This is a genomic window from Nocardia fodinahabitans, assembly GCF_052983615.1.
In genome coordinates, this window is sequence record NZ_JBRJJC010000001.1 from 3485177 (window position 1) to 3497123 (window position 11947).

At 70.7% G+C, this 11947-nt stretch carries 12 protein-coding genes; all 12 read right to left on the reverse strand.

What is annotated here, in order from left to right; all coding sequences use genetic code 11:
• Positions 1 to 24 precede the first annotated feature (24 nt).
• The 12 genes from NV348_RS16160 to NV348_RS16215 all read right to left on the reverse strand — a co-directional run bounded on the left by NV348_RS16160 (position 25) and on the right by NV348_RS16215 (position 11687).
• The gene (locus tag NV348_RS16160) at positions 25 to 1929 is read right to left on the reverse strand and encodes a ParB/RepB/Spo0J family partition protein (protein ID WP_280186828.1); all 1905 of its coding nucleotides are present in this window, start codon (positions 1927 to 1929) and stop codon (positions 25 to 27) included.
• Between the two features lie 106 nt (positions 1930 to 2035).
• Positions 2036 to 2347 carry a hypothetical protein gene (locus NV348_RS16165; RefSeq protein WP_280186829.1) on the reverse strand — a complete coding sequence of 104 codons (312 nt, stop codon included), beginning with the start codon at positions 2345 to 2347 and terminating at the stop codon, positions 2036 to 2038.
• 10 nt (positions 2348 to 2357) lie between these two features.
• On the reverse strand, positions 2358 to 2576 hold the full coding sequence (locus NV348_RS16170) for a hypothetical protein (RefSeq protein ID WP_280186830.1): 219 nt from the start codon (positions 2574 to 2576) through the stop codon (positions 2358 to 2360).
• A 70-nt stretch (positions 2577 to 2646) separates the two neighbouring features.
• The gene (locus tag NV348_RS16175) at positions 2647 to 3885 is read right to left on the reverse strand and encodes a hypothetical protein (RefSeq protein ID WP_447147630.1); all 1239 of its coding nucleotides are present in this window, start codon (positions 3883 to 3885) and stop codon (positions 2647 to 2649) included.
• Positions 3886 to 3999: 114 nt separating this feature from the next.
• On the reverse strand, positions 4000 to 4446 hold the full coding sequence (locus NV348_RS16180; RefSeq protein WP_280186169.1) for a hypothetical protein: 447 nt from the start codon (positions 4444 to 4446) through the stop codon (positions 4000 to 4002).
• A 58-nt stretch (positions 4447 to 4504) separates the two neighbouring features.
• Positions 4505 to 5077: a hypothetical protein gene (locus NV348_RS16185; protein ID WP_280186170.1), complete on the reverse strand. Its 573-nt coding sequence runs from the start codon at positions 5075 to 5077 to the stop codon at positions 4505 to 4507.
• 47 nt (positions 5078 to 5124) lie between these two features.
• Positions 5125 to 5964 (reverse strand): class I SAM-dependent methyltransferase, encoded by an 840-nt coding sequence (locus NV348_RS16190; protein ID WP_280186171.1) that lies wholly within the window; start codon positions 5962 to 5964, stop codon positions 5125 to 5127.
• A gap of 153 nt (positions 5965 to 6117) precedes the next feature.
• Complete coding sequence (locus tag NV348_RS16195; protein WP_280186172.1) at positions 6118 to 6774, reverse strand: hypothetical protein; 657 nt, start codon at positions 6772 to 6774, stop codon at positions 6118 to 6120.
• A gap of 952 nt (positions 6775 to 7726) precedes the next feature.
• Positions 7727 to 8146 carry a hypothetical protein gene (locus NV348_RS16200; RefSeq protein WP_280186738.1) on the reverse strand — a complete coding sequence of 140 codons (420 nt, stop codon included), beginning with the start codon at positions 8144 to 8146 and terminating at the stop codon, positions 7727 to 7729.
• Positions 8147 to 8405: 259 nt separating this feature from the next.
• On the reverse strand, positions 8406 to 9113 hold the full coding sequence (locus NV348_RS16205; protein WP_280369357.1) for a DNA-processing protein DprA: 708 nt from the start codon (positions 9111 to 9113) through the stop codon (positions 8406 to 8408).
• Between the two features lie 368 nt (positions 9114 to 9481).
• Complete coding sequence (locus tag NV348_RS16210) at positions 9482 to 10012, reverse strand: hypothetical protein (RefSeq protein WP_280184988.1); 531 nt, start codon at positions 10010 to 10012, stop codon at positions 9482 to 9484.
• Positions 10013 to 10175: 163 nt separating this feature from the next.
• On the reverse strand, positions 10176 to 11687 hold the full coding sequence (locus NV348_RS16215) for an ATP-binding protein (RefSeq protein ID WP_280184987.1): 1512 nt from the start codon (positions 11685 to 11687) through the stop codon (positions 10176 to 10178).
• Between the last annotated feature and the right edge of the window lie 260 nt (positions 11688 to 11947).

Here is an 11947-nt window from a genome sequence, read left to right on the forward strand (position 1 = left end):
GGATCGCGGAGACGCCGAGAGGGGTCAGGCCGCCTCGGGCAGGTCCTGCTCGTCGTCCTCGGTCTGTTCGGCCGCGTCGAGATCGGCGACGCCCTCGGCGACGGGGTCGCCGGTGGGGTTGTCGATATCGATGTCGGCGGCTTTGACCTCGCCGAGGGCAGCGAGTTCGACCGGGACCAGGGGGTAGCCGAGTTCGCGCAGGAAGTTCAGGTAGCGGCGGACGGCGGATTCGGTGTAGCGCCACAGGTCCTTGTCGGCGCGGTGCTCGTAGCCACCGAGCACCAGCGCGAGCGCGATGACCTGGGCGCGGGCGGGTTTGGTGGTGTCGAGGGTGGCGAGCATGTCCAGGCGCGACCGGTAACCCTCGATGCCGAGCAGTTTCAGCGCGGAGTCGAAGGCGTGGTACTCCCCGGGCAGGCCCGGATCGGCCAGCAGGGACCGGGTCATGAACAACGCGGCCTGGGCGGGCGGGGTCTTGCGGGCCAGCAGCCGGGTGACGAACTCGATACGGGTCGCCTTGGCGGCCAGGCCGAGCTTGTTGAGTTCACGGACGCGCCGGCGCGCGGCCCGCTCGATCTCGGCCGCCTGCGCCGCGGCCTCGGCTGCCGCTTCGATGGCGGCGCGCCGCTCCTCGCCGGCCTGCTCCGGGTCGACGTGCCCGAAACGGGTACCGCCCTGCCCGGGGTCCTCGCCCTGACCGGCGTCCTCGACATCACCGGTCTCGGTGGCGGTGTCCGCGGGTTCGGGTTCGGGTTCGACGTATTCGCGCAGCCCGGTCGTGTCGAGGAGGTCGCGGGGCAGGAAGTACTCGCACAGCAGCTGGTCGCGCTGTTCGACTTCGCGCGCGTGACGCAATCCCTCGGCGGGTTCGGCGTCGGGCTGGTCGCGGGTTTCCCAGTCCACGGTGTCGGGGTCGACGAGATGGCCGGACTCGACCTCGACCCACACCTGGTCCTCGGCGATCTCGAACCACGCCAGCCACGCCTCGGGGTGGGCTCGGATGTGCTCGAATTCGACGGCGTTGCCCTCGGCGTCGACGAGCTCACCCGCGCACAACAGCCCCATGTCGGTGTCATCGAGGTCGGGGTAGTCGGTGAGGATCCCGATCCCGACCTCGGCATACGGGAGGGCGTCGGCGAGGTAGGCGCGGCGTTCGGCCCGGTCGGCGGCGATCCGATTGGCCTCGTAGTCGAACACCCCGCTACGCACGTTGAGCAGCCGCCGGACGGCGTCGGTGTCACCGACGTTCTCGTATTCGGCGATGACCGCGGCGTGGGCCAGGTCGTACTGATCGTCGTCATCGATGAGCCCCCGCGCGGTGGGCGAGGACCCGACCTTGCCGACGAGTTTGACCTCCTCGCGTTTGGTCTGCAACGCCTTGGCGACGCGGGTGGGCGACGCACCGAGGTCGAGCATCAGCGCGATCCCGGCGGCGCGGTCGCCGTTGGTGAGCGGGATGCGGCGGTCGTTGAGGGTAATCTGTTCGGTGATGCGCTCGATCTCGGCCTCGGTGGTGTCCACGCTGGGGTCGAAATCGCGGATGTAGACCGGGACCTCGGGCAGTTCGTAGGCGAGCGCGGTCAGGGTGCGGACCTGCCCATCGCGCACGACCAGTCGGCCGTCGGGGGTCCGGATCACCAGGATCGGGTCCCGCACACCGTGTTCGCGGATGGAGTCGGTGACCTCGGGGTGGTCCTGGAGCTGGAACGTCTTGCGCACGTTCTCATCGATCTCGAGCAGTGCGGGATCGACCGTCGATCCCGTGCACAACGCGTCGAGAAAATCGGCGTCGTCGCCGCCCTGCGCGTTGGCGACACTGTCGGTGTCGGTGTCGGCGCGGTCGGTGTCGGGATCGGGTGTGAAATCGGTCGCGGTGCCCGCGTCGCCGATCTCGGGGTCGGTGGTGGGCGTGTCGGTGTCGGTGGGCATCGAGAGGGGCTCCTATCGTGAAAGAGGCAGGGACCGGCCAGCTTTGGACTGGCTGGTCCCTGCCTCGGGGGACGGGACTTCGATGGGGTGGGAGGTGACGCGGCGACTACCCGCCCGCGGGCTCGCGCGGGTCCGGGGGTTCGCCGTCGAGGACGATGTCGAGATCGGCGACGGGGATGGCGATCTCGCTGTCGATGCCGCCGTGCTTGTCGTGCACGTCGCGATGACAGGCGCGGCACACGACCCCGGAGATCGAGTCGAGGCTGCCTTTGCCGCTGGCGTGGCAGCACGGTGTCAGCACCATCGTGTGCTCGGTGCCGAACCTGATGACGACGCATCCTTGCGCGTCGAGGCCGAGGATGTCGGCGACGGCGTCGAAGCCCGCGGGCAGGCGCAGTTCGCGCTTATTCTGCGGCACGCGGGCCCGCCTACTTCTTGGTGCGGGGGGCGACGTTGATCGGGCGCAGGTGCCGGGCGCCGTGCGGGGCTTCGGGATCGGTGTAGCCCCAGTACTTGGCCTTCCAGTCCGGGAACTGCTCACGCCAGCGCGCCACGGTGTCGGCGCCCAGCGCGGTCACCGCACCGGCGGCACCGAAATGCTCGGCGGTGTCGAACTCGGCACGGGTCAGGGTGGTGGTCTCGGCCATGGACACAACTCCTTCGAGAGAACGGGGGACAGGGGAGAGCGGGATACGAGAGGCGGGAGGCTGGGGTGGATCAGACGAGGGTCATCGCGGTCAGGGCGAGGTCGTCGAGATCGTCGGCGCGGTCGGGGTCGGGAATGGTCTGGGAGTAGCTGGTGACCGCGTTGGCGATCCCGGCCGCGGTGAGCTGCCCGCCGGCGATGAAATGCGACAGAATCCCGGTGCGTTCGTCCTCGGTGAAGCCGAGTTTCTTGCCCATCACCTCGAGGGTGCGTTCGGGCTGGGTGACCGGGGTCCCGGCGTGGCGTTCCAACTCGGCCACCCGCGCGGTCAGGAACTCCGGTGACATCCACTCCGAGACTTTGTCGCGGGTCTCGGCGGTGATCACCGCGAGCCGTTTGCGCTGGGTGTCCTGCGACCACGCGCGGGTGCCACCGATTTCGAGGCGGTCCCCGACGTGGCGTTTGGTGAACGCGAACAACGGCAACGTGAGCCCGTTGCCGCAGATCTGCACCATCAACTCCGGCTTCAACGTGACCGCGTGATGGCCGATCTCGGAATTGGAGAACCGCAGCCCGGCGAACACCACCGGCTCCGCTCCCGGCCGGTAGCCGCGACCCTCCCGCGCCGCCAGGCGACGGCCGGTCTCGATCTGCCCGGCCGCGCGGCGGCGTTCGGCTTCCAGTTCCGGATTGGCGAACGGGGTCCGATAGTTCTCCAGCAGCGTCGGGGCGAGCGCGCGGATCTTCGGCGAATACACCTTGCAGTGCATCGAGGACTCCGACAGGTCACAGGAGCGGACGGTGACGTCGGTGTCGGCCAGGCGGATGCCGTCCAGGACGGCGGTGAGCACGTCGAGGTTGTCGATGATCCCGTAGCGATCCGACAGCACCGCCCGCAACACCCCCGGCTGATCCGGGTGGCCGGAGGTGAACAACCGCAGCAGGAACGAGCGCTCGTCCGGGCCGCCGGGCAGACGCGGATCGGCCGGGCCGTGGAGCAGCCCGTTGACGTTGGCGTCGTAGAGATCGGTGCGCTCGATCTCCCGCAACGAGCGCAGGTAACCGGCGGGGATCTTCAACTTCGACCCCAGGTGCGAGTCCGCCGCGCCGGTCGGCCGATACAGGCCATCCACGGCTGTGACACCGCGCTCGTCGAAGACCGGCTCCACCCCTGAGAGCTGCAACATGCCATCGCAGGCCCGCAACGCGGAGGCGGGGGCCAGGACATCGAGTTTGGCGGCCTGCTGATCGTTGAGCAGACCGACCAGGTCTCCCAGTTCGGCGTGACGCACGGTCGAAGCGATCGACATCAGGTTCCCTTCTTGGACAGTCGGATACGACACGCGACATCCGTCCGGTGTGTGGCGAGGTGTGCGTGTTCGGGGTCGGGACATGGAGCCGGTGCGGGGCTCGCGAGCGTGTGATCAGGCGGCGGAGTCGAGCTCGCCCTCGCTCTCGCCCCCGGTCGCGGCGTGGGCGAGGTGGGCGATCTGCTGGATGAGTTCTTCGACGGCGTCGAGCTGTTCACCGGTGAGCGCGGGAATCGCCACGATCGCGGTGGTGGCGAAACAACCCCCGTCGGCTCCGGCGCAGTCCACGCGTCCGGCGTGCGCGTCGTCGGCGGTGTCGAAGGCGTGCAGGTAGTACTCGCTGCTCGCGCCGCCCTGCTGGATGTAGACGAAGGATGCCTTCGGTGCCGCCGCACCGTCGAGCCACGCCGACAGCCGCCGGATCGGGTGCAGGATGTGATGGGTGCGGGCGTGCGGGTCGCATTCGGCGTAGTCGCGGTCTTCGCCGATCTCGGCGTAGGCCAGCACCGCGCGCAGGTCGGACAACACGGCCGGGGTGAGGGGCAGGTCGGTGTCGGGCATCGTGGAAGCTCCTCGCAGGGGTGCGATCGCGGCGGGTACGGATCAGGGGCAGCGCGGGTCAGTTCTGTTGGCGCAGGGCCTGCACGAGTGCCCAGGCGGCATCGGCGTCGGCGCGGGCGGCGGCCAGACGCCGGTAGCCACGCTGCTGGAGCACGTCGATGGTCCCCAGCTCGTTGGCGATGTCCTGGCGGCGCGCGTCGGCGCAGAAGTGGCGATGCCGCGCGGCGCGCTCGTCGGTGAGGAACTCGGCGGTGATCTCGATGACGGTGTCGCACACCAGCTCCCGCAGGTCCGCGTCGACGGTGGTCAGGGGGTGACCGAGGTCCAGGTGCAGGCGTCCGGGCTCGCCCAGGCATACCGCGGCCGCGGCCCCACGCCCGGACTCTCCGGGGACGAACCGGGCCAGCACCCGCGGGTTGCCCAGGGGCTCGCCTCCGGTGTGCAGGCCGAAGAACCGCACGATCACCATCGACCGGCGTTCGGGCACGCCGTCGACGGAGATGATGTGTTCGCCCATGTCGGTGAACACCGTCCCGGTCAACGGGGCGTCGTCGGTGCGGAACAGGGTGTAGGAGGCCCCGTAGTCGGCGGTGTTGGTGTCGGTGCTGAGGCTGAAACCTGGTGTGGGCATGAGGAATCCGGGCTCCTGTCCGATCGGAGGGTGCGAGGGTGGTGTGCTCAGCTGGCGCGGGCGGGCCGCTCCCACGGACTCGCCGGAGCCCCGGCCCCGGCGCGTGTCTGGTGGCGGTCGCGGCGGCGGCGGGCGAGGACGGTGTCGGCGAACTCGGTGGTGACGATCTCGGTCCGGACCGGGCGCTGATGCCAGCACGGGTCGTAGAAGGCGGTGTCGACACTGCACCCCGGTTCCAGCGCGATGCCGGTGCCGGAGGAGAAACGCTTGTACTCGGCGTCGCCCTGCTCCTCGCGGATCTCGTGGCATCCGCTGTAGATGAAAGGCGCTGAGGTCTGCGGCACCAGGAACACGCCGTGACGGGCCAGGTGGGAAGCCAGAGCGATGACGTGGTACTCGAACCGGTGGCCGCGATAGCCGGGGGCGTTGCCGGTGCGGGGACGGTTGCCGAAGGGCGGGTTGGCGATCGCGGTGTCGAATAACCGCCACCGCTGCCGCCCCACCTCGAACACATCAGCGCAGACCCAGGTCGCCTCGGGAACCAGCTTCATCCCCACCGCCACGAACTCCGGATCCGCTTCCACACACACGATTTCGCGTGCGGGCAGCCCGCGGCCCTGCTCGTGGGGGTTGCGGCAGGCGAAGGCGAGCGCGCCGATCCCGGCGCACAGGTCGATCACCCGATTGCCGATGACATCGAGCGACATGCAGTCCGCCAGACCCGTCGGGGTGAAGAACGTGCCCTCGACCGGGCGGGCTTGACCGGCCGATTCCTTGAAATGGGTGAGGACGAAGCGTTTCTCGTCCTCGTCCAGGTCGCGGCGCAGACCGGCCAGCCCGAGGGCTTCGCGGTGGGCGGCGGCTTCGGAACGAGTGAGTCTGCCCATAACGATCGACCTCCGAACACAGGAAGACGCCGCACCCCGGGCAAGGGGGTCGGCGTAAAGGGGATGGATGTGAGGACGGATCCGTGCCCGCGCCGCGGTGAGGTACCGGTGTGGCTGTGCGGTCGCCGACGGCGGCGCCGACCAGCGCGGGGTTCAGGATCGTGGGGTGTGTGGCGCGGATCGCTCGGGTGCGCGCAGGATCTCGAATTCACCCAGCGCCCACCCCGGGGCGGGGCGCAGCGGGGGACTGGTGGTGACGGTTCCGGAGTCGGTGATCTCGGCGCGCCGCCAGCGGGTCGGGGACACGACCAGGACTTGCCGGACGGCACCGATGCCTTGGCCGTAGGTGTAGGCGCGTTCGAGCCGGATGACCGCCCCGACCGCGGCGGCTGCGCGGCGGCGGGCGTCGGCGAGGGCGCGGTGGTGGCGCAGCGCTTCGGTGCGCCACCCGCAGGCGTGGGGGTGCTCGGTGGGGGTGAGTGCTTGCAGGACGCGGCGGGTGACGCCTTGGTGATCGACGGGTCCTTCGGTCTCGTGCAGGTGTTTGACGACGATCTCCGACATCCCCGCGTGGTGATGGCGCAGGTAGAGCACCACGTAGGCCGACACCGTCACCGTCTCCGGTGTGGTGGTGGTGTCGGCGACCGCGGCGTAGAGGGCATAGGACCAGCCGCCCTGGCGGCCGGTGCCCAGCGCGGTCCGGCAGTGGGCCACGATGTGGTGCCCGTCGGGCAGGAGTTCGCGCAGGTTGTCCAGGACGAAGCGGTGGGTGTCGGTATCGGTGGGCACTTGGTATCCGGTCGAACCCATGCGAACTCCTCGAGCGAGCGGGCGCCGGGTGGGCGCGCGGGTGGTCAGCGGTGGTCTCGGATGAAGTCGTTGAGCCGTTCCTCGGCGGCGTCGACGAGGTCGGTGACCAGCGGGTCGATGCTCTCGAACTCGGCGAGGATGGCCCGTAGTTCGCGGGTGTGGTCGGGGTGGAGCCGGGCGATGACGGGCGCGCGGCCGGTGTGGGTGAGCGCGGTGCGAGTGCGGATTCGCTGGCGGCCAGGTGTGTCATCCAGTTGAGGATCTGGCGCAGATGCGTGCCGGTGATGATCGTGATGCCCTCGACCGTGTCGAGGTAGCTGTCGTTGTCGCGGGCCGCGAGGACCACGTAGCGGAAACCCAGCCGCGCCGCCGCGGCGACCGCGGCGGTGATCGTCGCGGGCCGGGCGGGGCGCAGGCTACCGTCGCGGCCGAGTTCGGCGACGAACACGATCTGCTCGAGCAGGATCCGCCAGGGCGGGGCGGTGGCCCATGCGTCGAGGGCGACCGCGATCGCGAGATCGTGCAGTGTGGCGCTGTGCGCGCCGCCGATCCGGTAGAGCCGCACCGGGTCGGCGCGAGGGCGATCGACACCGTCGATCAGGGCCGCGCGGGCACGCTCACTGATGTCGGGGTCGATCAGGTGGGACCCTGGGGTGTAGGCGATCGGGTCCGATGCCTTGGCGGGGACGGCGGTGATGGCGGTCAGGAAGGTGAGACCGTCCTCGGTCACCGCCATCGTCCAGGCGTAGGGAGTGATCACGCGTGGTTCTCCATTCGATCGGGCCGGACCGGCGGGCCCGACAACAACGAAAGCGGGAAACGCGGTGGCCGGAGACCGGACCGACGCGGTCGAAATCCGTGGCCCACCTGCGCGAAGGCGACCGGTCCGGGTCACCGTGGCGCGCGCGGGGTCGGGAGTTCGGGATGACCGTTCGTGCGCGATGGCATCGCCTCAGCTGTTCTCGCCGGGGTGCGGGGCGTCCTCGTCGACCTCGCCGCGGTCGAGGACGACCCGTAGTTGCCGGACCCGGGCGGGACCGAGGTGGCGGGCGATGCGCATCCCCGGCGACTCCGCGCAGGCCGCGGCCGATCCGGGATCCTCGCCCGACACGGATTCGAGCCAGGTCAGCACGGCCCGTAGATCGGTCGGTGTGACGACGGTGATGCCTTCGACCTGGTCGAGATCGGCACCCTCGGTGGGGCGTGCGGTGACGGCATAGCGGAATTCGGCGCGAGCCGCCGCCGCGACCACGGCGGCGACCGCTTGCTGCGGGAGGCGGGGGCGCAGGCTGCCGTCCAGGCCGAGTTCGGCGAGGAACACGATGTGATCGAGCAGTCCGCACCAGGGCGGGTCGGTGGCGAGTTGGTGCACGGTGAGCGCGGCGGCCAGATCGTGGTGGGTGTGGTGGCCGGAGCCCCCGAGTCGGTAAAGCCGGTAGGGCTCGCACGGGTATGTGCGGCGTCGCTGTTGATCAAGGCGGCACGAACCCGATCGCGGGTCTCGCGCGCGACCGGGTGCGCGGCCACCGACGCCGCGACGGGGTCCACCTCGGCGGTGGGGCCGGCGGCGAGCAGGGCCAGTTCGGTGCCGCCGTGGCGGGTGAGGTTGCTGGTCCAGGCGAAGGTATCGATCACGTGGGTTCTCCGTTCGATCGGTTCCCGGCGTCGTGGCCGGGAAGCGGTTCGGCAGGCAGCTCACCGGAGACGAGGAAGATGTTGCGCGGTGAAACGACCGCGGTGACGTCGTGGTCGGCGATGAGGCAATTGCTGCTGTGGGAGGTCGGGGAGGTGATCGGCCCGGGAACCGCGTAGGCGTTGCGGCCCAGCCGCTGCGCCCAGATGATCGACACCTCGCTCCAGCACCGGTCGGACTCGACCAGGACCGTGGCGCGGGTGAGAGCGGCCAGCAACCGGTGGGCCGCCGCGACACGCCGCGGTCGCGTCGGACTGCCCGGCGGGTACTCGCTGACCAGCAAGCCGGTGCCGGGCCGTGGAGACCGGAGGTGATGGTTGTGATGGCGGTGGGCCAGGTCGGTACTACACGCCAGGACCGCCACCGTCGGTGCCGGGATCCGGTGGGCAGTGGACAGGGCGTGGGCTCCGATGCCGGGACCGCCGATCGCGGCGACGGCCATCCCACGGGCAGTGACGTCGGCGACGATGGCGGCGGTGACCTCGATCCCGTAGTCGCTCGGGCGCGGTGTCCCCGCGACCGCGACAGCGTCCTCGGCGATCTCCGACAGTCGCGGTGTCCCCGACACCCATAAGGCCAGGGGCCCGACGAAATGGCCGGGACCCAATCGGGTGCGTGCAGCGCAGACAGATGCGCGGACGGCCATTCAGGGTCATCAGGGGTGATCAGGCGGCCCCCGCCCGCGCAGTGCACGACCAACTCGGCGGCGGCGCGCTCGGGATTCGCGCGAGCGAGCACACCCGGATCCACCTCGTCGGTGGCGATGCCGGTGGCCAGCGCGGTCGCGGCGTCCTCGACACCGACCCGGTCGACGAGCTGCCACACCGCTTTCGACGGTCCGCGAGCAGCCCGCGACAGCAGCGCCCACGCCAGCCGCCGGAGCTCACGCACTGCGGCGTACGGGCAGATATCAGTGCCGTTCATGAGTGAATCCCTCTCTGCTGGTTGGTGGAATCGGTGTGTCCAATTCGGCGCGCGACCTACACCGGACCTGGCAGAGTCGGGCCGAGGTTTTCAGTCGCCGAAGGCGGTGAGGGGGCGGCCCGCGCGCCAGTTGATCCAGGAGTCGGCGATGTTGAGGCGGGATCCGCCCGCGGCCACGAGCACGGCGTAGGCGTGCGCGAAATCGACCGCGTCACCGGAGCCGACCCCGGCGGCATCACACCAGCCGCGCACGTACCCGAGGGCTTCCGCGCACAGCCAATACGCCGTCCGATCGCGCAGCGCCGCGTCATACTCCGCGAACCCGGGCACCCGCTCGACCGGCGACCGGACGGGCGCCAGGTGCGCGGTGAGGTCACCGCTGACCCGCCACGCGACCCACGCATCCGCCAAACCGGGCACGGAAACACCGTCACCGGTCAGGGATTCGGTGACGCGATCGGCGTAGGCGGTGGCGAACGCGGTGGCGATCTTCGCCTCGCGGGTGCCGGGGTGCTGGATGTGGAGCACGCCCCAGACGAAGCCCTCGGCCCGTGCGCGGGCATTCTCGACGGCGATGCCGATCTCGGTGGTGTGCGGGTTGGTGGGCGCGGGTGTGGACATGAGATGAATGACTCCTTCGACATGGTCGACCGATGTCGTTGCGGATGCAGGGGCAGGGCGGCGTATCGGCCGGTCCGACAATGGAATTCCCGACTCCGGCGCACCGGAGTGGTGAGCGCGGACCGGCTCCGCCTTCGGTCGCGGTGGGTATGTGGGCGCGGGGCTATGGTCTGCCGAATCCGTGCAGGTGCAGGGCTTCGACGATGTCGTGGGTGCTGGGATGATCCGCGCCGCGCAGGTCGGCGATGGTGACCGCGACCGCGAGGACACGGTCGCCGCCGCGGCGGGTGATCCGGCCCTCCCGCAGTGCCGCCTCGAGCGGCGCGGCCTGCGCCGGTGACAACGGAAACTGCTGGCGCAGCAGCGATGCGGGCACACGGGCGTTGGTGGTGTAGCCGTACTCGCGCCAGCGTCGGGTTGCCGCGGTGCGGGCGGCGGTAACCCGGTGGCGGACCTCGGCGCTGGTCTCGCGCGAGTCGTCCCCGAAACCGCCACGCTCGTCGGGGTCCTCGCGGACGGTGATGTCGACCCGTTCGGCGAGCACCCGGCGCAGCCGCTCCTGGTGGCCCCGTTTGGCCGCCGCCGGGCAGGCACACGCACTCTGATGGGTTGCGGGGCACAGGCATTCGGGCGATGTCAGGACCGCGAGGGTGTCACACGGCAGTCGCAGCAGGTTGTCTCGGTTGGCGACGACGACCTCCCCGGCCTCCAGTGACGTCCGCAGCGCGTCGAGTGCGCGCTCGTGCAGGTCGGGATAGGACCCCAGGTGCAGGATCCCGTGGTGAGCGCGTGCGAGCGCGCCGGGACGCGCGAAGGTGGCACTGCCCAGCAGCGCGCGGGCACTCACCGAGTGGTGGACCTCGATATAGGGGCGGGCGGTGATCGCCGGCAGCGGTCCCTCGGGCAGAGTGCCGGTCAGCGACGCGATCGCCCGGACCTCGAGCGACTCGGATTCGGTCAGCCGTGGTAGGAGTCCGGGCAGGCGTCGGGCCAGTGCGCCGAGGCCGGCCGCGGGTGGTCCGATCATACGCAGGTGATGGCCCCCGGCGGCGGCGACCTCGAGGGCCCACCGTGCCCGGTAGTGACCGCGAACCTCGCCCAGGTCCACACCGGCCGATTCTGGTGGCACCGCGGCGGCGGGGCCGGTCACCGCGTGGTCGTTGCCGCCGAGCCAGGCCAGCACCGCGCGCAGGTGGAGGGCACCCAGCACGGTGACCCCCGGTACGAGAGCGGCTTCGGCCAGGTTGTCGTGCGGGACGATCACGACGGTGCGTCCGTGGTCGCGGGCGGCCAGGACCGCGGGCAGGACCCCGCGCACGGGCCGCAATCCGCCGTCATGGGCGAGTTGGCCGAGCAGTACGACCCCGGCCAGGCGCGGCGCGGGGACCGTGGCCTGGGTGGTGGCGGTCAGTATCGCCACCGCCAGGGCGAGGTCGTGGAGGCCGTCGATGCCCGCGTCGATCGGCGGTGCGATCGCCAGGCTCACCCGGGCCTGCGGCCAGTCCCAGCCGCACGCGGCGACCGCGGCGCGGACTCGGTCGATGGCGTCGTGTGGCGGGTCCTCGGACCGGCCGGTCACGGTGAGCGAGGGCAGTCCGGGGGTGATCTCGGCGGCGACCTCGCGCAGGTGCCCGGTCAGCCCGCGCACGATCACCGAACAGGCCACCGCGCCCATCACCGGCCACCTCGAAGGAAGCGGCCGACGGACAGGGGCAGGCCACGGGGCGAACCCGCGGTGTGACGGACAGGACTGGAGGACATGACGGGGCTCCGATCTCGATCTCGGTGCGGAACATGGACGGGAAGCCGCAGCAGGGCACGCTGAGGCGAGAATCGGTCGAATGGCGGCCGAACGGGGCGCGCTGGCGCTGCCGAAGAACTTCGGATGCTGTTGTGTGACAGCGGATTCAGAAGGACGCCGGACGCGACTACGCG